This is a genomic window from Pseudomonas sp. S36 (genome assembly GCF_016647875.1).
Lineage (GTDB): Bacteria > Pseudomonadota > Gammaproteobacteria > Pseudomonadales > Pseudomonadaceae > Aquipseudomonas > Aquipseudomonas parafulva.
The window spans coordinates 1-23,839 of record NZ_JACVVG010000060.1 but is presented as its reverse complement, the minus strand read 5'-3'; the positions used below and the strand labels follow the sequence as shown (position 1 = coordinate 23,839).

At 62.6% G+C, this 23,839-nt stretch carries 22 protein-coding genes; 14 read left to right on the top strand and 8 right to left on the bottom strand.

What is annotated here, in order from left to right; translation table 11 throughout:
* Positions 1-112 precede the first annotated feature (112 nt).
* The 5 genes from IAE36_RS21665 to dksA form a co-directional block, all read right to left on the bottom strand.
* Positions 113-1,555 (bottom strand): sigma-54-dependent transcriptional regulator, encoded by a 1,443-nt coding sequence (locus IAE36_RS21665; protein WP_028632608.1) that lies wholly within the window; start codon positions 1,553-1,555, stop codon positions 113-115.
* 4 nt (positions 1,556-1,559) lie between these two features.
* A complete protein-coding gene (locus tag IAE36_RS21660; protein ID WP_201165295.1) occupies positions 1,560-4,535 on the bottom strand; it encodes a sensor histidine kinase in 2,976 nt (991 codons plus the stop codon).
* A complete protein-coding gene (locus IAE36_RS21655; protein ID WP_003250005.1) occupies positions 4,519-4,695 on the bottom strand; it encodes a hypothetical protein in 177 nt (58 codons plus the stop codon). Before IAE36_RS21655 ends, IAE36_RS21660 begins: the two co-directional genes overlap by 17 nt.
* A gap of 185 nt (positions 4,696-4,880) precedes the next feature.
* Positions 4,881-5,768, bottom strand: coding sequence for a tRNA glutamyl-Q(34) synthetase GluQRS (gene gluQRS / locus IAE36_RS21650; protein ID WP_201214641.1), 888 nt, complete (start codon positions 5,766-5,768; stop codon positions 4,881-4,883).
* 63 nt (positions 5,769-5,831) lie between these two features.
* Complete coding sequence (gene dksA / locus IAE36_RS21645) at positions 5,832-6,278, bottom strand: RNA polymerase-binding protein DksA (protein ID WP_028632605.1); 447 nt, start codon at positions 6,276-6,278, stop codon at positions 5,832-5,834.
* Positions 6,279-6,489: 211 nt separating this feature from the next.
* On the opposite strand from dksA, the gene IAE36_RS21640 reads away from it, so the two are divergent.
* Both IAE36_RS21640 and sfsA read left to right on the top strand, forming a co-directional pair.
* Entirely contained in the window at positions 6,490-7,662 is a 1,173-nt protein-coding gene (locus IAE36_RS21640) for a pyridoxal phosphate-dependent aminotransferase (RefSeq protein WP_201214639.1), read from the top strand.
* Positions 7,662-8,375 (top strand): DNA/RNA nuclease SfsA, encoded by a 714-nt coding sequence (gene sfsA, locus IAE36_RS21635; RefSeq protein ID WP_201214637.1) that lies wholly within the window; start codon positions 7,662-7,664, stop codon positions 8,373-8,375. Before IAE36_RS21640 ends, sfsA begins: the two co-directional genes overlap by 1 nt.
* Here the strand turns inward: sfsA and IAE36_RS21630 are convergent.
* On the bottom strand, positions 8,365-8,682 hold the full coding sequence (locus IAE36_RS21630) for a Rieske (2Fe-2S) protein (RefSeq protein WP_201214635.1): 318 nt from the start codon (positions 8,680-8,682) through the stop codon (positions 8,365-8,367). The two genes, sfsA and IAE36_RS21630, sit on opposite strands and share 11 nt — an antisense overlap.
* A gap of 146 nt (positions 8,683-8,828) precedes the next feature.
* On the opposite strand from IAE36_RS21630, the gene IAE36_RS21625 reads away from it, so the two are divergent.
* The 3 genes from IAE36_RS21625 to IAE36_RS21615 are packed head-to-tail and all read left to right on the top strand — an operon-like array spanning position 8,829 to position 11,514.
* On the top strand, positions 8,829-9,713 hold the full coding sequence (locus IAE36_RS21625; protein WP_201214633.1) for a heme/hemin ABC transporter substrate-binding protein: 885 nt from the start codon (positions 8,829-8,831) through the stop codon (positions 9,711-9,713).
* 50 nt (positions 9,714-9,763) lie between these two features.
* A complete protein-coding gene (locus IAE36_RS21620) occupies positions 9,764-10,747 on the top strand; it encodes a FecCD family ABC transporter permease (RefSeq protein WP_201214645.1) in 984 nt (327 codons plus the stop codon).
* Positions 10,747-11,514: a heme ABC transporter ATP-binding protein gene (locus IAE36_RS21615; protein WP_201214630.1), complete on the top strand. Its 768-nt coding sequence runs from the start codon at positions 10,747-10,749 to the stop codon at positions 11,512-11,514. Before IAE36_RS21620 ends, IAE36_RS21615 begins: the two co-directional genes overlap by 1 nt.
* Positions 11,515-11,721: 207 nt before the next feature.
* On the opposite strand, the gene IAE36_RS21610 is transcribed toward IAE36_RS21615, so the two are convergent.
* Positions 11,722-12,000, bottom strand: coding sequence for a TfoX/Sxy family protein (locus IAE36_RS21610; RefSeq protein ID WP_028632598.1), 279 nt, complete (start codon positions 11,998-12,000; stop codon positions 11,722-11,724).
* A 151-nt stretch (positions 12,001-12,151) separates the two neighbouring features.
* Positions 12,152-13,714, bottom strand: a complete 1,563-nt coding sequence (locus tag IAE36_RS21605) for a bifunctional aminoglycoside phosphotransferase/ATP-binding protein (protein ID WP_201214627.1) — start codon at positions 13,712-13,714, stop codon at positions 12,152-12,154.
* Positions 13,715-13,829: 115 nt separating this feature from the next.
* Between IAE36_RS21605 and mrcB the strand changes: the two genes are divergently transcribed.
* The 9 genes from mrcB to msrQ all read left to right on the top strand — a co-directional run bounded on the left by mrcB (position 13,830) and on the right by msrQ (position 23,704).
* Entirely contained in the window at positions 13,830-16,151 is a 2,322-nt protein-coding gene (gene mrcB / locus IAE36_RS21600) for a penicillin-binding protein 1B (protein ID WP_028632596.1), read from the top strand.
* Positions 16,152-16,178: 27 nt separating this feature from the next.
* Positions 16,179-16,964, top strand: coding sequence for a tetratricopeptide repeat protein (locus tag IAE36_RS21595; protein ID WP_201214624.1), 786 nt, complete (start codon positions 16,179-16,181; stop codon positions 16,962-16,964).
* Positions 16,961-17,296 (top strand): YqcC family protein, encoded by a 336-nt coding sequence (locus IAE36_RS21590; protein WP_328822874.1) that lies wholly within the window; start codon positions 16,961-16,963, stop codon positions 17,294-17,296. The genes IAE36_RS21595 and IAE36_RS21590 overlap by 4 nt, the downstream gene beginning before the upstream one ends.
* A 408-nt stretch (positions 17,297-17,704) precedes the next feature.
* A complete protein-coding gene (locus IAE36_RS21585; protein WP_028632593.1) occupies positions 17,705-19,429 on the top strand; it encodes an acetolactate synthase 3 large subunit in 1,725 nt (574 codons plus the stop codon).
* 1 nt (position 19,430) lies between these two features.
* Positions 19,431-19,922 (top strand): acetolactate synthase small subunit, encoded by a 492-nt coding sequence (gene ilvN / locus IAE36_RS21580; protein WP_003250040.1) that lies wholly within the window; start codon positions 19,431-19,433, stop codon positions 19,920-19,922.
* A 58-nt stretch (positions 19,923-19,980) separates the two neighbouring features.
* Positions 19,981-20,997: a ketol-acid reductoisomerase gene (ilvC, locus tag IAE36_RS21575; RefSeq protein WP_003250043.1), complete on the top strand. Its 1,017-nt coding sequence runs from the start codon at positions 19,981-19,983 to the stop codon at positions 20,995-20,997.
* A 151-nt stretch (positions 20,998-21,148) separates the two neighbouring features.
* Positions 21,149-22,000 (top strand): CDP-diacylglycerol--serine O-phosphatidyltransferase, encoded by an 852-nt coding sequence (pssA, locus tag IAE36_RS21570; RefSeq protein ID WP_028632592.1) that lies wholly within the window; start codon positions 21,149-21,151, stop codon positions 21,998-22,000.
* A 79-nt stretch (positions 22,001-22,079) separates the two neighbouring features.
* Positions 22,080-23,093, top strand: coding sequence for a protein-methionine-sulfoxide reductase catalytic subunit MsrP (msrP, locus tag IAE36_RS21565; protein WP_201214621.1), 1,014 nt, complete (start codon positions 22,080-22,082; stop codon positions 23,091-23,093).
* Positions 23,093-23,704: a protein-methionine-sulfoxide reductase heme-binding subunit MsrQ gene (msrQ, locus tag IAE36_RS21560; RefSeq protein ID WP_201214617.1), complete on the top strand. Its 612-nt coding sequence runs from the start codon at positions 23,093-23,095 to the stop codon at positions 23,702-23,704. Before msrP ends, msrQ begins: the two co-directional genes overlap by 1 nt.
* Positions 23,705-23,839 lie beyond the last annotated feature (135 nt).

Sequence of the window (23,839 nt, the reverse complement as noted above, 5' to 3'; positions counted from 1 at the left end):
GGGTGGGTAACAGATTTTTACGGTGGGTAGTGTGGGGGATGGGGCCCGCAGGGGGCGAACAGCGCGAGTGCCTATCGGGGACCATACCCGGCAGGCACTCGCAATGATGGGGTCACTCGCTGGTCGCGTTGCTCTTGCGCCGCGGAATGCCCAGGCGCTGGCGGCGTTCCCACAGGCACTTGCGGCTGACCCCAAGCTTGCGTGCCAGCTCGGTTTCGGTCATGTGGTCCTGGTGCTCCAGCACGAAATGCTGGAAGTAGTCTTCCAGTGACAAGTCCTCGGTAGGCTCATGGCTGGCATTGCCGGCGCTGGCGACGGTCAGTGCGTTGTCCAGCAGTTCATCTTCTTCAAGGTCGCTCAACTCGATGTCGATGCCCAGCAGCTCTGCGGAGATCTCCGGGCTCTCGCTGAGGATCACCGCCCGCTCGACCGCGTTTTCCAGCTCCCGCACGTTGCCCGGCCAGCTGTAATGACGGATGGCTTGCTCGGCCTCTGGCGAGAACTGCAGGTCGTCACGGCCAATACGGGCACTTTGCCGTGCCAGGAAGGCACTGGCGATTTCGTTCACATCGCTGCCGCGCTCGCGCAGGGCCGGCAGCTTCAGGGCGATAACGTGCAGGCGGTAATAAAGGTCTTCACGGAACTGGCCGGCCTTGGCCAGGTTTTTCAGGTCTCGGTGCGTGGCGGCGATAAGGCGAACGTCCACCTTCTGCGATTGCACAGAACCCACCCGGCGAATTTCACCTTCTTGCAGCACCCGCAGCAGGCGGGCTTGGGCTTCCAGGGGCAGCTCACCGATTTCATCGAGGAACAGTGTGCCGCCGTCCGCCGCTTCTACCAGGCCAGCCCGGCCGGCGCTGGCGCCAGTGAACGCGCCTTTTTCGTGGCCGAACAGCTCGGACTCGATCAACGTTTCGGGGATGGCGGCGCAGTTCACCGAAATCATCGGTGCCTTGGCGCGGCGCGACAGGTTGTGCAGGGCGCGGGCAACGAGCTCTTTGCCGGTACCCGATTCACCTTGGATCAGTACATTGGAATCGGTGGGTGCCACCTTGCGGATCTTGCTGAACATGTCCTGCATCGGCGGGCACGAGCCGATGATGCCGATCTCGCCATTGGCCGAGGCCGCTGCGCTCTTGTCTGCGGCCGCCGCCTTGCCGGCCGCGGGCCGTGGCTCAGCCACCGGCGCAGGTGCCGGGGCGTTCTGCCGGTCGCGCAGGATGCGTGCTACGGCCTGGAGCATTTCGTCGTGATCGAACGGCTTGGCGATATAGTCAACCGCACCCATCTTCATCGAATCCACGGCCGAGCGCAGGCTGGCGTAGCTGGTCATGATCAGTACCGGGGTACCCTGCCCAAGCTTGATCAGCTCGGTGCCAGGGGCGCCGGGCAGGCGCAGGTCGCTGACGATCAGGTCGAAGGTGGCAATGCTGAAGCGTTCCTGGGCTTCCTGCACCGAGCCGGCTTCGCTGACCTGGTACTGGTTCCGCTCAAGCAGGCGACGCAGGGCCGAGCGGATGATGGTTTCGTCTTCGACGATCAGAATATGCGGCATTGATTCAATTCTCTCGACGGTCTCGAATGTCAGGGGACGTCGCTACGACATGCCGGGGCAGGGTCACGCGGATCCGTGTGCCACGTTGCCGTTCGGTGTCGGCCGGGCTGTCGATGGTAATTTGTCCATAATGCTCTTCCACGATGGAATAGACCAGCGCGAGCCCCAGTCCGGTTCCCTCGCCCGGGTCCTTGGTGGTGAAGAACGGTTCGAACAGGCGGTCCATGATGTTCTTCGGGATACCGCTACCTTCGTCTTCGACGATCAGGTCAACGGTGTGCTCGCATGCGGTACTGCGCACCCGCACGGCGCTGCCGGGCGGCGAAGCATCACGGGCGTTGGACAGCAGGTTGATCAGTACCTGCGCCAGGCGCTGTGGGTCGCCTTCGGCCCAGTGGTCCGGGTCGCACAGGTTGAAGAATTGCACCTCGAAATTGCGCCGGTTCAGGGCCAGCAGGCCAATGGCGTCCTGCGCCACCTCCGCCAGGCACACGGGCTCCTCGCTGTTCTGGTGGCTGCCGCCCGCATGGGCAAAGCTCATCAGCGACTGCACGATGCGCGAGACACGCTTGGTCTGTTCAAGGATCTGGCTGGACAACTCGATGATTTCGCCGTCGCCTTCGCGCTCTTCGCGCAGGTTCTGGGCGAGGCAGGCAATGCCAGTGATGGGGTTGCCGATTTCGTGCGCCACACCCGCCGCCAGGCGGCCGATGCTGGCCAGGCGCTCGGAGTGCACCAGCTTGTCCTCCAGCGCCTGGGTGTCGGTGAGGTCTTCCACCAGCAGCACCAGGCCGCTGTTACCCGGGGCCAGCGGCTCGTCGATGGCAGCTTTGTGCAGGTTCAGCCAGCGCGGTTGGCCATCGAGGGCCAGGCGCTGCTTGTGCAGGTGTTCGTCGGGGACGTTGATGAAGCCCAGCAGCAACCCGCGCCAGGGTTCGTCGATGGTGATCAGCCGCGAGCCCACCACGTGCTTGGCGGCGATGCCGGTCAGTTCCTCCATGGCCTTGTTCCACATCAGGATCTCCTGGTCCTTGGCCAGCGAGCAGACACCCATGGGCAGCTCTTGCAAGGTCTGGCGGTGGTAGCGGCGCAGGGCGTCGAGTTCGGCGGCAAGGCCGGTGAGGCGTGAGTGGTAGTCCTCGAGCCGGCTTTCGATGAAGTGGATGTCCTCGGTCACGTAGTTATCGTTACCGGACTTGTAGGGCAGGAACGTCTCGACCATGTCCTGGGCCACGCTCGGCCCCATCAGGCCTGACAGGTTGGCCTCGATGCGATCGCGCAAACGGCGCAGGGCATACGGACGGCGCTCGTCGAACGGCAAGTACAGGTCGCGCAACGCCTGCTCCACCTCTTTTTGCGCGGCCTTGGCACCCAGGGGTTTGGCCAGCTGGGTGGCGAATTCCTGCGGGGAGGCGGCGTGCAGCTCGCGGCGCTGAGGGCGGCGTACGTTGTCCACGGCGCAGGCTTCGGCCGCGCCCATCTCTTCGTTACTGGCGTTGGTGAACAGCGAGATCAGGGTGAACAGCAGCACGTTGGCGGCCAGCGAAGCGATGGCGGCCATGTGCCAACTGGTGTCATCCAGTACGTAGATCATGTCCAGCAGCGGGATGTAGAAGCCTTGCAGGTTACCCAGCAGCGGTAACAGCATGGTGCCCATCCACACCAGGGTGCCGGCCAGCAGCCCGGCAATGAAACCGCGACGGTTGGCCGTAGGCCAGTACAGCACCGAGAGCACGCCTGGCAGGAACTGCAAGGTGGCGACGAAGGCGACGATGCCGAGGTTGGCCAGGCTCTGGTGGTTGCTCTGGGTGAGGTAGAACATGAAGCCGGCGGTGATGATGGCAACGATCAGCGCCCGGCGAGTCCACTTTAACCAGCGGTAGATGTTGCCCTCGGCCGGCGGCTGGTACAGCGGCAGTACGAGGTGGTTGAGGGCCATACCCGACAGCGCCAGGGTGGTGACGATGATCAGGCCACTGGCCGCCGACAACCCGCCCACATAGGCCAACAACGCCAGGGCCTGGTTATTGGCAGCAATGCCCAGCCCCAGGGTGAAGTATTCCGGGTTGGTACTGGCCCCCAGGCGCAGACCGGCCCACAGCACCAGTGGCACCGCCAGGCTCATCAACAGCAGGAACAGGGGCAGGCCCCAGCTGGCGCTGACCAGCGAGCGCGGGTTGAGGTTTTCAGTAAACGCCATGTGGTACATGTGCGGCATGACGATGGCCGAGGCGAAGAACACCAGCAGCAGGGTGCGCCATGGGCCTTCCTGCAGTGGTGTGTGCAGGGCGGCCAGGGCCGTCTGGTTCTGCAGCAGCCACACTTCCAGCCCGTGGGGGCCACCGAACACGCCATACAGTGCGTACAGGCCGATACCGCCCAGGGCCAGCAGCTTGATCACCGACTCAAAGGCGATGGCGAACACCAGGCCTTCGTGCTTTTCGCGGGTGGCAATGTGCCGGGAGCCGAAAAAGATGGTGAACAAGGTGATCAGTGCACAGAACGCCAGGGCTACCCTGGCCTTGACCGGTTCACCCGTGAGGATACTGATGGAGTCCGCCACCGCCTGGATCTGCAGGGCCAGCAATGGCAATACGCCGATCAGCATGATGACGGTGGTGAGGGCGCCCGCCCAGGTACTGCGGAAACGAAACGCCAGCAGGTCGGCCAGCGAAGACAGCTGGTAGGTGCGGGTGATCTTCAGGATCGGGTACAGCAGCACCGGCGCCAGCAGGAATGCCCCCGAAACCCCCAGGTAACAGGCCAGAAAACCATAACCGTATTGGTAGGCGAGCCCCACCGAACCGTAGAACGCCCAGGCGCTGGCGTAGACGCCCAGCGACAGGGTGTAGGTCAGTGGATGGCGGATGATCGAGCGCGGGATCAGCCCTCGCTCGCTGACCCAGGCCACGCCGAACAGCACCATGAGGTAGCCGGCGCTGATCAGGATCATCTGGGTGAGGCTAAAGCTCATCGGCATCTCGTTGGCTCTGCAGGATGAAGGTGACGACGATCAGGATCAGCCAGAGCAGGTAGGGGCGGTACCAGGCTCCGGTCGGTTCGATCCACCAGTCCATGATGGCCGGGGAGAACAGGTAGATCCCCACGACCAGAAGCAGGACCAAACGATAGATGTACATGCTGGCCTCGAGGGTTGGGCGCTGAGGGCGTGAACCTATTATTGGCGCAAATGGCTGGGCGGATGCTAGCGGGAATCGACGGTGTTAGCCAAGGGTTTGAATTTGCTGGGCTTTTGATTTCTGTGTGGCTTGCGTGTGGCGGGCCGTTCGCGGGCGAACGCGCCCCCGCGGAACAACATGGCCGGCTAGTGTAAATCCGCTTCGGGCACCGTGGTCCGCTGCGCGATTGCCTGCGGCCGCCATTGCTCGCGGGCCACTGCCAACACCTGCGCCGGTGTGGCCAACAGCAGTTCAGGGGGCGCCTCTTGCCCCAGTGCCCGCAGCGCCCGCAGCAACAGCGGGGTGGCCTGCTCGGCCTGCAATGGCGGCGAGCGGTACGACTTGCCCAGCTTGTGCCCATCCGGCTGCACGATCAGCGGAATGTGCAGGTAGCGCGGTTGCGAAAAGCCCAGCAACTCTTGCAGGTAAAGCTGGCGCGGGGTGTTGTCGAGCAGGTCGGCACCGCGCACGATGTCGGTCACCCCCTGCCAGGCATCGTCCAGTACCACGGCCAGTTGATAGGCGTACAAGCCATCACGGCGCTGGATCACGAAGTCCCCCACCTCACGGCCCAGATGCTGCTGGAACGGCCCTTGTACCCGGTCGGTGAAGCGGTAGATCAGCTCGGGTACGCGCAGCCGGATGGCCGCGCCCTCTCGGCTGTGCCCGGCGTTACGGCAAAAGCCCGGGTAGATGCCGTTGTAGCCTTCCAGCTGCTTGCGCGAGCAGGTGCAGGCATACGCCAGCCCCATGTTGAACAGGCGGTCAACCACATCGGCATAAGCCTCATGCCGCTCGCTCTGGAATACCACTTCGCCGTCCCACTCCAGGCCGTAACGCTCCAGGGTTTGCAGGATGGCATCGCGGGCGCCGGGCATTTCCCTTGGGGGGTCGGTGTCTTCCATGCGCAGCAGCCAGCGGCCGTTGACTGCACGTGCGTCGAGCCAGGAGGCGAGGGCAGCCACCAGCGAGCCGAAATGGAGAAAACCGCTGGGCGTTGGGGCGAAGCGCCCAATGTATCGGGAGTCGGTCATGGTCTGGCTGGGCATATAAATGAAACAGGGCGCATGATGCGCCCTGTTCGGATGAAAAGACGGTCAGCCTTTGCCGACAGTCTTTTCCTTCTTCTCGGCAATTTCCTTGCAGTCGAAGCACAGATCGGCGGTCGGGCGGGCCTCGAGACGGCGCAGGCCGATTTCGATGCCGCAGGATTCACACCAGCCGTACTCTTCGTCCTGAATCTTTTGCAGGGTCTTGTCGATTTTCTTGATCAGCTTGCGCTCGCGGTCGCGGTTGCGCAGTTCCAGGGCAAATTCCTCTTCCTGGGATGCACGGTCTGCAGGGTCCGCGAAGTTGGCTGCCTCTTCCTTCATATGGTCGACGGTCTTGTCGACGCCGATCATCAGCTCCTGCTTCCAGCCAGTGAGAATCTTGGTGAAGTGCATGCGCATGGGCTCGCCCATGTACTCTTCGCCTTTGGTCTCTTTATAGGGCTCGACACCGTACATGGTTTGACCGGTTTTTTGCTTTTCTACGGTGGACATGAATAGACCGCCTCTCACTCATCTGATCCAATGCGCAGGATGCTCCGTCTCCGGCGACCGCCGGCCCTGCGACTGCGAGCCGCCGAACTTACCAGATAGATCGGGGGTGCGCTACCCCGCCCGATCCTGCTTACTGACAGCCGCGCGAGCGGGACGTTCGATCGTTCACAGGGGTAGAATCTGCAGTTTAGTCTGCAATTGAGAGAAGGACATGGCTCACCCCTACAGTGCGCGCAGCCGCGCCATCGAACCCTTCCATGTCATGGCGCTGCTGGCTCGGGCCAACGAGCTGCAGGCAGAGGGCCATGATGTGATCCACCTGGAGATCGGCGAGCCGGACTTCACCACGGCCGCCCCCATCGTCGCGGCCGGCCAGGCGGCCCTGGCAGCGGGGCATACCCGCTACACGGCGGCCCGTGGCCTGCCCGCACTGCGACAGGCCATCGCCGGCTTCTATGGCCAGCGGTACGGCCTGAGCATCGACCCCGAGCGCATCCTGATCACCCCAGGCGGTTCGGGTGCTTTGTTGCTGGCCAGCAGCTTGCTGGTAGACCCCGGCAAACACTGGTTACTGGCAGACCCGGGCTACCCCTGCAATCGCCACTTCCTGCGCCTGGTCGAGGGCGCGGCGCAGCTGGTGCCCGTGGGGCCAGAGGTGAACTACCAGTTGACCGCTGGGCTGGTGCACCAGCATTGGGACGAAAACACGGTGGGTGCCCTGGTGGCGTCGCCTGCCAACCCAACCGGTACGGTACTGAGCCGTGCCGAACTGGCCAGCCTGGCTGGTGCCACACGCGAGCGCCATGGCCACCTGGTGGTGGACGAGATTTACCATGGCCTGACCTACGGTATGGATGCCGCAAGCGTGCTGGAGGTGGATGACTCGGCGTTCGTGCTGAACAGTTTTTCCAAATATTTCGGTATGACCGGCTGGCGCCTTGGCTGGCTGGTGGCGCCGCCGGCGGCCGTTGCCGACCTCGAGAAACTGGCGCAGAACCTCTACATCAGTGCGCCCAGCATGGCTCAGCATGCGGCACTGGCCTGTTTCGAACCCGAAGCCCTGGCCATTTTCGAAACGCGCCGCGCCGAGTTTGCCCGCCGGCGGGATTACCTGCTGCCGGCATTGCGTGAACTGGGCTTCGGCATTGCCGTTGAACCCCAGGGCGCGTTCTATCTGTATGCCGACATCAGTGCGTTCGGTGGGGATGCATTCGCCTTCTGCCGGCATTTTCTGGAAACCGAGCACGTCGCCTTCACGCCGGGGCTGGACTTTGGTCGTCACCTGGCCGGCCATCACGTGCGCTTTGCCTACACCCAGAGCCTGGCGCGTCTGGAACAAGCCGTGCAGCGCATCGCCCGTGGCCTGCAGAGCTGGCAAGGCTGATGCGGTTTTCTCCAGCACTCGAAGAAGGCCGCCTGCTGCGCCGCTACAAGCGGTTTCTGGCGGATATCGAAACAGCCAGTGGCGAGCTGATGACCCTCCACTGCCCGAACACGGGCTCCATGCTCAATTGCATGGTTGAAGGTGGGCGGGTGTGGTTCAGCCGCTCCAACGACCCCAAGCGCAAGTTGCCAGGCACCTGGGAAATCAGCGAAACACCCCAAGGCCGCCTGGCATGCGTGAACACTGGGCGCGCCAACGGGCTGGTGGAAGAGGCCCTGCGTGCAGGCACCATCGTGGAACTGGCCGGGTTCACCGCCTTGCGCCGGGAAGTGGCCTATGGCGACGAGGGCAGCCGCATCGACTTTCGCCTGGAGTTTGAAGGCGCACCGGCCTACGTCGAAGTGAAAAGCGTCACCCTGGGCTACCCCGACAGTACAACGGCGGCGTTCCCGGACGCGGTGACCCAGCGGGGTGCCAAGCATCTGCGCGAGCTGGCCACCCTTGCCCGGCAAGGCATTCGGGCGGTGCAGCTTTATTGCGTCAACCTGACCGGCATTGATGCGGTGCGCCCGGCTCGGGAAATCGATGCAGCCTACACCGAAGCGCTGCAGGCGGCGGTAGCCGCCGGGGTGGAGGTGCTGGCCTATGGCACGCGCCTGGATGCCGAGGGCATTGTCATCGACCGGCGCCTGCCGGTGCTGCTCACACCTTGAGCCAGATGCCCTGGCTGTTTTCCTCGCAGTCCAGGGCCTGCAATTGCTCGCCCTCGCAGGGCCCGGCCACGCATTCGCCGGTTTCGATCAGAAACAGTGCGCCATGGTGCGTGCAATAGATAAGGCTGGCACTGTCATCGAGGAAGGTCTCCTTGAGGCTGTTGAGCGGTATGCCCCGGTGCGGGCAGTTGTTGCGGTACAGGTAGACCTGGCCTTGTCGTCGCACACCCAGCAACAGCAGGTCGTCTACGCTGAAAGCGCGGCTTTGGCCTTCGGCCAGGCCTTGGGAGGGGCAAAGGTAATGCATGGCGAAAAGCTCGTGATACAGAAGGTGGCTTGACGCTTCAATGCGAACCATTATCAAATGGCCCGTTCTCACTGCGTCCGGCCGCCTATGGTGCGCAGTAATGCCCCGCGCTACAAGGCGTGTGGCCAGCCTTTGAAAGGAAACCGATGATGCGCTTTCTATTTGCTCCGCTCGCCCTGTGCGCTGGCCTTGTGCTTTCTGGCCATGGGCTGGCGGCTGAACTGCCCCAACGCTGGGTGAGCGCTGGTGGGGCCTTGAGCGAATGGATCAGCGCACTGGGCGGAGAGGCACACCTGGCGGGTGTGGATACCACCAGCCAGCACCCGGCGTCGTTGAAGTCGCTACCGAGCGTAGGGTATCAGCGGCAGTTGTCTGCTGAAGGCATCCTCAGCCTGCGCCCGGATGTACTGGTAGGCACCGAAGAAATGGGCCCGCCGCCGGTGCTGACGCAAATCCGCAAAGCCGGTGTGCAGGTTGAGCTGTTTTCAAGCAAGGCTGAGGTACAGGCGGTGGACCAGAACCTCGCGCGGCTCGGCCAGTTACTGGGTGCGCAGGCACAGGCGCAGGCCCTGGCGGCAAACTACCATCAGCAGCTCGGTGCACTTCAGGCGCAGGTGCGTGACGCCCAGGCCGGGCGGCCGGCACCGGGTGTGTTGCTGTTGGTCGGGCATGCCGGGGCCAAGCCGCTTGTTGCAGGGCAAGGCACTGCGGGGGACTGGGTACTGACGCAGGCGGGCGGGCGCAACCTGGCAGAACACCAGGGCTACAAGAACTTTTCCAACGAAACGTTGGCGGCCCTGGACCCGGATGTGATCGTGTTCTCCGACCGCGCGCTTGCCGATGAGCAGGCTCTGCAAGCCTTGCTGAAAGAAAACCCGGCGCTGGCCGCTTCACGCGCTGTGCGTGAGAAACGCCTGGTGTCATTGGACCCGACCTTGCTCGTGGGAGGGTTGGGGCCGCGCCTGCCAAGCACGCTGCAGGCATTGGCTACCTCGTTCTACCCGGCAACTCCAACCCCCTCCAACCCATGAGGCCACGTGTTCGGCCCCGCACCCTGTTCGTCTGCCTGGGCGTGCTGTGCCTGCTCTCGGTGTGGCTGTCCCTGGCGCTGGGGCCTGTCAGCCTGCCCCTGCTGGACACCCTGCGCGCGGGCCTGCGCCTGCTGGGTTTGCCCATCGCCGAGGACGGTTTGCAGCAAGCCCAGATGATTCTTGGGCAAATCCGTGTGCCGCGTACCCTGCTCGGCCTGGCAGTGGGTGCAGTGCTGGCATTGTCGGGGGTCGCCATGCAGGGGCTTTTCCGCAACCCGTTGGCGGACCCTGGGCTGGTAGGTGTGGCGGCGGGTGCTGCGGTAGGGGCGGCGGTGGCCATCGTCGGTGGCAGTTGGTTGGGGGGCATGCCAGAGGCGCTGGCCCCGTACCTGCTGTCGCTCTGTGCGTTTCTGGGAGGGCTGGCCGTGACTGCATTGGTGTATCGCCTGGGGCGACGCGACGGTCAAACCAACGTGGCCACGATGTTGCTGGCCGGCGTCGCGATGACGGCGCTCGGCGGGGCTGCCGTGGGGCTGTTCAGCTACCTGGCAGACGACGCTACCCTGCGCACCCTGACGTTCTGGAACCTCGGTAGCCTCAATGGCGCCAGCTACGAGCGGGTATGGCCGTTGCTGCTGGTGGCTGTCGCCGTGGCGGTGTGGTTGCCGCGCCGGGCCGGGGCGCTCAACGCATTGCTGCTGGGTGAGTCGGAGGCCCGCCATTTGGGTATCGATGTGGAGCGGCTGAAGCGCGAGCTGGTGTTCTGTACGGCGCTGGGCGTCGGGGCAGCCGTGGCTGCGGCGGGGCTGATCGGGTTCGTTGGGTTGGTTGTGCCGCACCTGGTGCGGCTGCTGGCAGGGCCGGATCACCGCGTGGTGTTGCCCGCTTCACTGCTGGCAGGCGGCGTGCTGATGTTGCTGGCCGACCTTGTTGCGCGGCTGTTGCTCGCCCCAGCGGAACTGCCCATCGGCATCGTCACCGCCTTTATCGGTGCGCCGTTTTTTCTGGTTCTGCTGATTCGGGGGCGCACCTGATGCTGCAAGTACAGGGCCTGTACCTGCGCCGGGGCAACCAGCCGGTGTTGCACGGCATTGACCTGCAGTTACTGCCCGGGCAAGTGGTCGGTGTACTCGGCCCCAACGGTGCGGGCAAGAGCAGCCTGCTGAGCGTGCTGTGCGGCGAGCTTCAGCCTGACCGTGGCCACGTGACCTTGCAGGGAAGGGCGCTGCGCGACTGGCCAGGGCAGGCGCGCGCACAACGGCTGGCTGTGTTGCCGCAGGTCGCCAGCCTGGGCTTTGCCTTCAGGGTGGATGAAGTGGTGGCCATGGGGCGCCTGCCCCACGCGACGGGGCAGCACCGAGATGCGCAGATCATCGAGGCAGCGCTGCAGGCTGCAGATGCATTGCACCTGCTCGATCGCAGCTACCTGACGCTGTCGGGCGGCGAGCGCCAGCGGGTGCACCTTGCTCGGGTGCTGGCGCAATTATGGCCGGGGCAGGACGGCGCCACCCTGTTGCTCGATGAACCCACATCGATGCTCGACCCCTTGCACCAGCACACCACGCTGGATGCGGTGCGCCGCTTCGCCGACCAAGGGGCGGCAGTGCTGGTGATTCTGCACGACCTCAACCTGGCGGCGCGTTACTGCGACCGCATCCTGTTGTTGGAGCAGGGGCGCTGCCATGCATTCTCCACGCCGCAGGCCGTGCTGACACCGGCCGCATTGAAGGCGGTATATGGGATCGACGTGCTGGTGCAGGCGCATCCTGAGCGAGGGCATCCCCTGATCATTGCCCGGTAGATGATTGATCCGTTGCCGGGTAGGCAGCTTTGAAAAATCCTGGGCAAAAAAAGACCCGGCAAAGTGCCGGGTCAATAACCGTGATTAGCCTGATGAGGAGATAATCTGAGAGTCCGAACCAGGGGCTCTGAGGTTATCCAACCAGTCTCGCGACCAGTTGTGATAATCATAACGATTCTCATTACAGCGTCAATCCCCTTTCTACGATTATTTTGCTTTTTTTTGTGCGGGGGCCTTGGCATCCAATTGGCGGTTGAGGGCTTCCTTGCGTTCAGGGGGCAGGTCGTTCCAGTGCATGTCCAGCAAAGCCCCCTCGATGGCGTACAGCAGCACCTTGGATGCACGAAAACCTCGTGTCTTTACCGCTTGATAAGCGCCAACTGCACCGAGCCTGCGCAGGTCGGATACGCTGTGGATGCCGGCTGCATGCAGCCATTGGGCAGAGGTTTTGCCAAGGTTTTTCAGGTGCTGCAACTCATCGTTCATCAAGCCTCCTTGCGATGGCTGAACGGGTCCTGTGGATAAATCGCGAGCAGGTCAATGAGCAGTGTAGCGGGGGATGAAAAATGCGCGGCCTTTTGCCAAGGCTGCGTGGGATGCCTCGCCAGCATCGGTACCGGCGAGGGGCATTGGGCGGTTAAAGCCCTGGCAGGCGCTGGCGGATCTGCTCGATCACCTGGTCCATGCTGCTGCCAACCTGTGTATCGACGGGCATGCTGTGCCCGGCTTCCTGGGCGTCCAGCGGCTCGCGGCTGGCCTGCTGGGCCTTGATCACCTCCAGGGTGGCGTCCGACGGGTCGCTGGCATCGGCCTGGCGCTGTTGCAACCAGCTGGCGATCACCGCATCCGGCGCCTGGCAATCCAGTATCAGCAACGGCACGCCGGTCTGGCTGGCCACCTCCGCCGCAGCCTGGCGTTGTTCGCGCTTGAGGTAGGTGGCGTCCAGTACCACCGGGAAGCCTGCGCGCAGAATGGTGGCGGCCAGCTGGTGAAGGCGCTGATAGGTGGCTGCACTGGCCCCCTGATCATAGATGCCGGCGCTCAGTTGGCCGGTAGACGCCTGCTGCTGTTCACCGAACAGGCGCTTGCGTTCTACGTCCGAACGAACACGCACGGCACCGAGGGCTTCGACCATGCGCATGGCGACGTGGCTTTTGCCCACCGCCGATACACCGTGGGTGATGGCCAGCATGCGCGAAGGGATGGCGCTGTAGCTTTCGGCCAGGTTGGCGTAATTGCGGTAGGTGCGCAGGGTGGTTGCGCGCTGCACGCCGGTGGCATCGGCAGGCATGCTGAACAAGGCGACCTTGGCCCTTACCAGCGCACGGTAGGCTTTGTAGAAGTTGAGCAGTTCCAGGCCTTCGTAATCGCCGGTCAGCTCCAGGTACTGGCTGATGAAGCGCCGCGCCAGGCTCTTGAGCCCACGGTCCTCAAGGTCCATGGCCAGGAAACCGGTATCGGCATAGACGTCGGTCAGGCGGAAGGGCTCGTTGAACTCGATGCAGTCGAAAATCACCACCTTGCCGTCGATCAAGGTGGCATTGCCCAGGTGAATATCGCCGTGGCACTCACGGATGAAGCCATTGGCCTTGCGCTCCTCCAGCAGCCCGTGCAGGCGATCGAAGCTGCTGCGCGCCCAGGCTTGCAAGGCGTCAAGCTGCTGCAGGTCGGCCGCGTCACTCAGGAACGGGCGAATCTGCTCGAAGTTCTGTTCCACGGGCGCCATGACGCTGTCTGGGGTGCCCAGTAGGTGATCAACCGGTACCCGTGGGGCTTGCAGGTGGAATTCTGCGATTTGACGGGCCATCTGGTCGATGTGCTCGGCGGTCAGTTCGCCATTGGCTTGCAGGGTGGACAGCATCTGGCCTTGGGGGAACTGGCGCATTTTCAGCGCATATTCGATAGCCTGGCCTTCCCCGCCCAGGTGGGGCGCCTCGGCAGAGCCGGTGATGGGCAGCACGTCCAGGTACAGGCCTTCGGTCAGGCGCTGGTTCAGGCGCAATTCTTCGTTACAAAAATGCTGGCGCTGGTCCAGGCCGGTGAAATCGAGAAAGCCGAAGTTCATCGGCTTCTTGATCTTATAGGCGAACTCGCCGGTGAGCAGCACCCAGGAGATATGCGTCTCGATGAGTTGGAACCCCTCCACGGGGTGGGGGTACAGGGCGGGGTTCTGCAGCGCATTGATCAGGGCTTGGCTCACGGGCAATCCTTCCGGGGGCAGGGAATTCGAATGCGCCATTATGGTCAATGGTGCCGTCCCTGCCTACCGCCGGGCCGTCTGCCCAGCCTCCGTAAAGTGCGTATAATCCGCCGCCATGACTCGAACCCGAAATCCCCGTACCCCTCAAAAACGCCCGACCGGCCGCTCCCGTGCCTGGCTGGGCTGGGCCTTGAAGCTCAGCCTGGTGGCCCTGGTGATCGTCGCCGGCTTCGCGGTTTACCTCGATGCTGTCGTCCAGGAAAAGTTTTCTGGCAAGCGCTGGACGATCCCGGCCAAGGTGTATGCCCGGCCACTGGAGCTGTTCACCGGGCAGAAGCTGAGCAAGGACGACTTCCTGACCGAGCTCGATGCACTGGGCTACCGGCGTGAAAGTGCCGCCAATGGCCCCGGCGCGGCAGCGGTCAACGGCAACACCGTCGACCTCAATACCCGTGGCTTCCAGTTCTATGAGGGGATGGAGCCTGCACAGTTCGTACGGGTGCGGTTCTCCGGCGACTATGTAGCGGGCCTGTCCGGCGCCAACGGCAAGGCCGTTGACGTGGTGCGACTTGAGCCGCTGATGATCGGTGGTATCTACCCGAAAAACCTCGAAGACCGCATTCTGATCAAGATCGACCAGGTGCCCAAGTACCTGGTCGAAACCCTGGTGGCCACCGAGGACCGCGACTTCTACAGCCACTTCGGTGTGTCGCCCAAGTCCATCGCCCGGGCCATGTGGGTCAATACTTCGTCCGGCTCGATGCGCCAGGGCGGCAGTACCCTCACCCAGCAGTTGGTGAAAAACTTCTACCTCACCAGCGAGCGCAGCCTGAGCCGCAAGCTCACTGAAGCCATGATGGCCATGCTGCTTGAGCTGCACTATGACAAGCGTGAAATCCTCGAGGCGTACCTCAACGAGGTGTTCGTCGGCCAGGACGGCCAGCGTGCGGTGCATGGGTTTGGCTTGGCCAGCCAGTTCTTCTTCAGCCAGCCGCTGTCGGAGCTCAAGCTGCACCAGATCGCGCTGCTGGTTGGCATGGTCAAGGGGCCGTCCTACTACAACCCGCGCCGTTACCCGGACCGGGCACTGGCCCGGCGTAACCTGGTACTCGACCTGGTTGCCGAACAGGGTGTAGCCAGCCAGGCCGAAGTGGATGCCGCGAAAAAGATGCCATTGGGTGTGACCGCACGCGGCAGCCTGGCCGACAGCTCGTTCCCGGCCTTCCTGGACTTGGTCAAGCGCCAGTTGCGCCAGGATTACCGCGATGAGGACTTGACCGAAGAAGGCCTGCGGATCTTCACCAGCTTCGACCCCATCCTGCAGATGAAGGCCGAAACCTCGATGAACGAGACCTTCAAGCGCCTGGCCGGGCGCAAGGGTGCCGATGAGGTGGAGTCGGCGATGGTGGTCACCAACCCGGAAACCGGTGAGGTGCAGGCGATGATCGGCAGCCGCCAGGCGGGCTTCGCCGGCTTCAACCGGGCGATCGATGCGGTGCGCCCGATCGGCTCACTGGTCAAGCCGGCGGTGTACCTCACCGCGCTGGAGCAGCCCAGCAAGTACACGCTCACCAGCTGGGTGCAGGACGAGCCGTTCTCGGTCAAAGCCGCCAACGGCCAGGTATGGCGCCCACAAAACTATGACCGCCGTCCGCACGGCACCATCTACCTGTACCAGGGCCTGGCCAACTCCTACAACCTGTCCACCGCCAAGCTTGGCCTGGAAGTAGGCGTGCCGAACGTGATCAAGACCATCGGTCGCCTTGGGGTGGATGTTGACTGGCCGGCATTCCCCGCGATGCTGCTGGGCGCTGGCGGCATGTCGCCGGTGCAGGTGGCGACCATGTACCAGACCATTGCCAACGGTGGCTTCAACACGCCAATGCGCGGTATCCGCAGCGTGCTCACGGCTGAGGGCGAACCGCTCAAGCGGTACCCGTTCCAGATCCAGCAAACCTTCGACCCGGCGGCCATCTACCTGGTGCAGAACGCCATGCAGCGGGTGATGCGCGAAGGTACTGGCCGCTCGGTGTACAACACCCTGCCGCGCACGCTGACCCTGGCCGGCAAGACCGGTACCAGTAACGATTCCCGTGACAGCTGGTTCTCCGGTTTCAGCCAGGACCTGCTGGCGGTGGTTTGGATGGGCCGTGACGACAATGGCAAGACCCCGTTCACAGGTGCCACGGGTGCGCTGCAGGTGTGGACCAGCTTCATGAAGAAGGCGGACCCGCTGCCTCTGGACATGCCCCAACCCGACAACGTGGTGCAGGCGTGGATCGACCCCAACAGCGGCCAGGGGTCGGATAGCAGCTGTCCGGGAGCGGTGCAGATGCCGTATATTCGCGGGAGCGAACCGCCCGCCGGCGCGGCCTGTGGCGGCGAGCAGAATCCGGCTGAGTCGGTCATGGACTGGGTCAAGGGCTGGATGAATTAAGCACAGGCTGCATTGAAGAGGTGTGACGTGAACAAGTGGCTGTTTCCTGCCGTGACGGCGCTGGCAGTGCTCCAGGGGTGCGCCAGCGTCCCGCGTGGCAATATCCCGGTGGTCGATTCCAGTACCCGCGTATCCAATAGCGAACGCGTCACGGCCAAACGCCCGACCGGCGGCTACAACGCGGGCACCGCGCAAGCGCAAACCCTGCCTGAAGACTCTGGGGTCACCGTGATGATCCCGCAGGGCGCGGGTGCCTCTGGCATCCAGACCTTCCCGGCCTCCAACGGCGCAGCGCCCATCAGCACCGGGCCTGTTTCGGCAGGGCCGATCACTTCGGAGCCGGCTGCCTCGGCGCCTGTGGCCACCGACCCCAATCCGATCGCCGACGAGCCGTTCGACATCGCGTCGATGAGTGCCCCCAAGGCCAGCAGCGCGCCGACCGGCATCCCGCGCAGCAGTGCCAGTGGCGGGCTTTCGGCTGACGAGCAGTTGGACGGCCCGGTACTGGCCTTGCTGACCACCGCCCAGTCGCAGCAGGGCAGTGGCGACTTCAACGGCGCCGCCTCGAGCCTGGAGCGGGCGCAGCGCATAGCACCGCGCGAGCCGCAGGTGCTCTACCGCCTGGCGCAGGTGCGTCTGTCGCAGGGGGATGCGGCGCAAGCCGAGCAGCTGGCCCGTCGCGCCCTGACGTACGCCAATGGCCGCCCCAGCCTGCAGGCCGAGTTGTGGAACACCATTGCCCAGGCCCGTGACAAGCAGGGTGACAGTGCCGGTGCGGCATTGGCGCGGCAGAAAGCGCGGGTGAGTTCGTGACAGTCGAGCAGCGGGTGCTCGACATCGCTGATCACCTGATGCTGATCGAGCGCGAAATGCAGGTGCAGGGCTGGTGGGACGATGAAGCGCCGCGTGACGAGGCACTGGAGAGCACGGTACCGTTCGCCGTCGATACCCTGAGCTTCGAGCAGTGGATGCAATGGATTTTCCTGCCTCGCATGAAGATCATCATCGAGCTGGGCCACCCGCTGCCCAGCGCCTCGGGCATTCTGGTAATGGCCGAAACCGTGTTTGCCGACCGGCCCGAGCAAAGCCGGGAGCTGCGCCGGCTGTTGGCAGTGTTTGACCAATTGATCGCTGCTAAAGCCTGATTTCTTCCAATTTTCCTTCAAGGGCCGCAGATTGTGGCCCTTTTTTATGGAAATCTTATTATTTCTGCTGCTTAAGAGATTTTTAGTGGTGGCAAGAATTCATCTTGAGGAAAAATTGGCAATAATTTTTCTTGACTTGTAGGCGCTTAATCACAAGAATCCAATCTCCGCTTTAGAGGGACTGCCAGAAGCAGACCCGCTAAGCAGATCATGAGGCGCACACCCGCGCCGACCTGTTACACCCCGCAACGCGTTACCTCGCGCTGGGTGGGAAAGCCCCGCAACACTCTGGGGTGCTCCCAATACTTGCTCAGTCAGTGCTGACGTTCGCTCATGCTCTGCTTGGCAGTAAACCTATTAAGACCCGCCCGGTTGGGGCGGTATTCTGGCGTTTTAGAGGTGAACAACGTGGAGCTTTTATCTGGCGCTGAGATGGTCGTCCGCTTCTTGCGTGACGAAGGCGTTAAGCACATCTACGGGTACCCTGGTGGTGCTCTCCTGCATGTCTATGACGCGCTGTTCAAAGAACCGGAAGTCGAGCACATCCTGGTTCGTCACGAGCAGGCGGCCACCCATATGGCGGACGGCTACGCCCGCGCCACCGGCAAGGCCGGCGTGGTGCTGGTAACGTCCGGCCCGGGGGCGACCAATGCCATCACCGGCATCGCCACGGCCTACATGGACTCGATCCCGATGGTCATCCTGTCTGGCCAGGTGCCCAGCACCATGGTCGGTACCGATGCCTTCCAGGAAACCGACATGATCGGTATCTCGCGGCCTATCGTGAAGCACAGCTTCATGATCAAGAACCCCACCGAGATCCCGGAGATTCTGAAAAAGGCGTTCTACCTGGCGCAATCCGGTCGCCCAGGCCCGGTCGTGGTCGACATTCCAAAAGATATGACCAACCCGGCTGAAAAGTTCGAGTACGTCTACCCGAAGAAGGTCAAGCTGCGCTCCTACAGCCCGGCCGTCCGTGGGCACTCCGGGCAGATCCGCAAGGCTGCAGAAATGCTGCTGGCGGCCAAGCGCCCGATCGTCTATGCCGGTGGCGGTGTGATTCTGGGTGGTGGCTCTGAGGCCCTGACGGAAATCGCCAAGTCGTTGAACCTGCCGGTCACCAACACCCTGATGGGCTTGGGCGGCTTCCCGGGTACCGACCGCCAGTTCCTCGGCATGCTCGGTATGCACGGCAGCTTCACGGCCAACATGGCCATGCACAATGCCGACGTCATCTTTGCAGTCGGTGCGCGGTTCGACGACCGTGTGGTCAACGGCCCGGCCAAGTTCTGCCCGAACGCCAAGATCATCCACATCGACATCGACCCTGCCTCGATCTCCAAGATGATCAAGGCCGATGTGCCTATCGTAGGCCCGGTCGACAGCGTGCTGGGCGAAATGCTCGGTATCCTCAAGGAAATCGGCGAGCAGCCTGACAAGGCCTCGCTGGACGCCTGGTGGAAGCAGATCGACGAATGGCGCGGTGATGGCGAACTGTTCCCGTACGACAAGGGCGATGGCAACGTCATCAAGCCGCAGAAGGTCATCCAGACCCTGTGCGAAGTGACCAACGGCGATGCTTTCGTGACGTCGGACGTGGGCCAGCACCAGATGTTCGCTGCCCAGTACTATCGCTTCAACAAGCCTAACCGCTGGATCAACTCCGGTGGCCTGGGCACCATGGGCTTTGGCTTTCCGGCGGCGATGGGCATCAAGCTCAACTTCCCGGACCAGGACGTGGCCTGCGTTACCGGTGAAGGCAGCATCCAGATGAATATCCAGGAGCTGTCCACCTGCATGCAGTATGGCCTGCCGGTCAAGATCGTGAACATGAACAACGGCGTGCTGGGCATGGTGCGCCAGTGGCAGGACATGGCCTACAACGGTCGTCACTCCCACTCGTATGTCGAGTCGCTGCCTGACTTCATCAAGCTGGCCGAGGCCTATGGCCACGTGGGTATCCGCATCACCAGCCTGAAGGACCTCAAGCCCAAGCTCGAGGAAGCCTTCGCGATGAAGGATCGCCTGGTGTTCATCGACATCGCGATCGACCGCAGCGAGCACGTCTATCCAATGCAGATCAAGGATGGCTCGATGCGTGACATGTGGCTGAGCAAGACGGAGCGTACCTGATATGCGGCATATCATTTCCCTGCTGCTGGAAAACGAACCCGGTGCCTTGTCCCGTGTGGTCGGCCTGTTCTCCCAGCGCAACTACAACATCGAAAGCCTGACCGTGGCGCCGACCGAGGACCCAACGTTGTCGCGTCTGACGCTGACCACCGTTGGCCATGATGAAGTGATCGAACAGATCACCAAGAACCTGAACAAGCTGGTCGAGGTGGTCAAGCTGGTCGACCTGTCGGAAAGCGCCCATATCGAGCGCGAACTGATGCTGGTCAAGGTCAAGGCCACCGGTGCCCAGCGTGCCGAGATCAAGCGCACCACGGATATCTTCCGTGGCCAGATCGTCGATGTCACTGCCAGTGTGTACACCGTGCAACTGAGCGGTACCAGCGACAAACTGGACAGCTTCATCCAGGCCATCGGCACCGCATCGATTCTCGAAACCGTGCGCAGTGGCGTTACCGGCATTGCCCGTGGCGACAAAGTGCTCAGCATCTGAATTCAACAACAAATTAGCGATGGCTCCGCAGGGGCCGAGATATAACCAGGGGTATTTCATGAAAGTTTTCTACGATAAAGACTGCGACCTTTCCATCATCCAGGGCAAGAAAGTCGCCATCATCGGCTACGGTTCCCAGGGCCACGCACAAGCGTGCAACCTGAAGGACTCCGGTGTAGACGTTACCGTCGGTCTGCGTAAAGGTTCGGCTACCGTTGCCAAGGCTGAAGCCCACGGCCTGAAAGTCGCCGACGTTGCCACCGCTGTCGCTGCGGCTGACCTGGTCATGATCCTGACCCCGGACGAGTTCCAGGGCGCGCTGTACAAGAACGAAATCGAGCCGAACATCAAGAAGGGCGCTACCCTGGCCTTCTCCCACGGCTTCTCGATCCACTACAACCAGGTTGTTCCGCGTGCAGACCTCGACGTGATCATGATCGCGCCGAAGGCACCGGGCCACACCGTGCGTTCCGAGTTCGTCAAGGGCGGCGGTATCCCTGACCTGATCGCCATCTACCAGGACGCCTCCGGCAATGCCAAGAACGTTGCCCTGTCCTACGCTTCGGGCGTAGGTGGTGGCCGTACCGGCATCATCGAAACCACCTTCAAGGACGAAACCGAAACCGACCTGTTCGGCGAGCAGGCTGTTCTGTGCGGCGGTACCGTCGAGCTGGTCAAAGCCGGTTTCGAAACCCTGGTCGAAGCAGGCTACGCGCCTGAAATGGCCTACTTCGAGTGCCTGCACGAACTGAAGCTGATCGTTGACCTCATGTACGAAGGCGGCATCGCCAACATGAACTACTCGATCTCCAACAACGCCGAATACGGTGAATACGTCACCGGCCCGGAAGTCATCAACGAAGAATCCCGCAAGGCCATGCGCAATGCACTCAAGCGCATCCAGGACGGCGAATACGCGAAGATGTTCATCTCCGAAGGTGCTACCAACTACCCATCGATGACCGCCAAGCGCCGCAACAACGCCGCTCACGGCATCGAAATCATCGGCGAGCAACTGCGTTCGATGATGCCGTGGATCTCGGCTAACAAAATCGTCGACAAGACCAAGAACTAAGGTTTGTCGAATGATTAAAAAACGCGGCCCCGGCCGCGTTTTTTCGTTCTGGCAGCCAGCTTCTGGTATAAAGCAGACCAGTGGCCTGCCGTCAGAACCTGTTTAGCAGGCCCGTGTCGAACCTTTTCCACCCTGTTGCAAGGTACCCTCCATGAGCGAACGTCCCGAAGAGCCGAACAAGCCCTCCGACGCCGAAAGCCTGCTACCTGTCGATGAGCACGTTGAAGAAGGGCATGACGCCGAAGGGCGCAAGGTGCGCCACCGTGGCATCTACCTGCTGCCCAACCTGTTCACCACCGCCAACCTGTTTGCCGGTTTCTACTCCATCATCAGCTCGATGAGCGCCCAGAGCGCGCTCAGTGCTGGTGACCCGCGCGAAGCGAGCAAGTATTTCGCATTCGCCGCCATCGCGATTTTCGTCGCCATGGTGCTTGACGGTCTCGATGGCCGCGTGGCCCGCATGACCAACACACAAAGCGCCTTTGGCGCCGAGTATGACTCGCTGTCCGACATGGTCGCCTTCGGCGTGGCCCCGGCACTGCTCGCCTTCGGCTGGGCACTGGGTGACATGGGCAAGGTCGGCTGGATGGTCGCCTTCATCTATGTGGCCGGCGCTGCGTTGCGCCTGGCGCGCTTCAATACCCAGGTGGGCACTGCCGACAAGCGTTACTTCATCGGCCTGGCCAGCCCGGCGGCTGCAGGTGTGGTTGCCGGTACCGTCTGGGCTTTCAGCGACTATGGTATCCAGGGCTCCAAGCTCTCGTTCCTGGTGGCGCTGCTGGTGGCTGCTGCTGGCATGCTGATGGTGAGCAACATCAAGTACAACAGCTTCAAGGAACTGGACCTGAAAGGCCGTGTGCCATTCGTGGCCATCCTTGCCGTGGTGCTGGTGTTTGCCGTGGTATTCAGTGACCCACCGCGCATTCTGTTGCTGATCTTCCTCGCCTATGCCGCCTCGGGGCCAATCCAGTTCCTGCTGCGGGCACGCCGGCGAAAGGCGTGACAAACATTTAATGATGGAATAACCCTCCGGCTCCATAGTCCTACTGGTACATCCGTTATCCAGTGCTGTGGAGCCGCTCATGCTTATCAAGCTTCCCAGGTCTTCCGAGTGCAAGGCATCGGAGATCACGCCCGAAGGCATCTACCTTTCTCGTCGTGCGCTTGTCGGCGGTTCGCTGGCTGGCTTGGCCCTGGGCGCTTTGCCGCGCGGCGCGAGCGCGGCCGAAGCCTCGCGCTATGCCGATGTTCAGGCCGGGCGCGCGCCAGGGTGGTTCACCGACAAGCTGCACAATACCCGCTGGCAGGCAGTAACGGCTGACGCAGAGGCGATCACGCCTTACAAGGACGCCACCCATTACAACAACTTCTATGAGTTCGGCCCTGATAAGGGTGACCCGGCGGCCAATGGCGACAGCCTGCAAACCGAGCCCTGGAGCATTGTGGTCGATGGGGAGGTGGCCAAGCCAGGGCGCTATGCACTGGAAGACTTCGTCAAACCCTACCAGCTCGAGGAACGTATCTATCGGTTGCGCTGCGTGGAGGCATGGTCGATGGTCATACCCTGGCTGGGCTTCCCGCTGGCCCAGATACTCAAGCAGGTGCAGCCAACGTCCAACGCGCGTTTCGTGCGCTTCGAAACACTCAAAGACCCGGAGCACATGCCTGGGCAACGGTCCGGCTTCGCCCTGATCGACTGGCCTTACAGGGAAGGGCTGCGCCTGGATGAGGCAATGCACCCGCTGGCGATTCTTGCGGTCGGCATGTACGGCCGTGAGCTGCCCAACCAGAACGGTGCGCCCCTGCGCCTGGTGGTGCCGTGGAAGTACGGTTTCAAGAGCATCAAGTCGATCGTGCGTATCAGCCTGGTAGCCGAACAGCCGGGCACCACCTGGGAAGGGCTCGCACCGGATGAATATGGCTTCTACGCCAACGTGAACCCCACCGTGGACCACCCCCGCTGGAGCCAGGCGCGTGAACGGCGGCTGCCCAGCGGGCTGTTCAGCCCGAATGTACGGCAGACACAGATGTTCAATGGTTATGCCGATGAAGTGGCGTCGCTGTATACCGGGCTCGACCTGCGGAAGAACTACTGATGCGCTACCCCTGGTTACGCCTGGCCATTTTCGCGGTGGGTTGCCTGCTCCCGGGTTGGTGGCTGTATGAAGCAGCGATGAACCTGCTGGGCCCGGATCCAGGCAAGATCCTGATGGACCGTCTTGGGCTTGGTGCGCTGACATTCCTGCTGGTGACGCTGAGCATGACACCTCTCCAGAGAATCACCGGTTGGGCGGGCTGGGTGGTGATCCGGCGGCAGTTAGGGTTGTGGGTATTTGCCTACATCGTGTTGCACGTGCTGGCATACCTGTTCTTCATCTTGGGGCTGGACTGGGGGCAGCTTGCAGTTGAGCTGCGCAAACGGCCCTACATTATTGTGGGTACGCTCGGGTTCATTGGGCTGCTGGCGCTAGCGGTTACTTCGAACCGTTACAGCCAACGCCGGCTGGGCGCCCGCTGGAAAAGGCTGCACCGCTCGGTCTATGTGATACTCGGCCTGGGGCTGCTGCACTATTTGTGGATCGTGCGTTCGGACCTGAGGGAGTGGGCGATCTATGCATGTGTGGGCGCCTTGCTGATGGTATTGAGGGTTCCTGGGGTTTCCAGGGTTCTGCCTCGGATTGTGCGGGGGCGGGGAAGGGGTGGGTGAGGGCTTGTAGGTGCCCGCCTCAACCCGGCTGCAAACCTTGTTATTCCAATTCATTGAAATAAACGGTTGACGCCCTCTCGAATGCCCTTATAATGCGCCCCACTTCCAGCGACAACGGAACGCAAAACTCCTTGA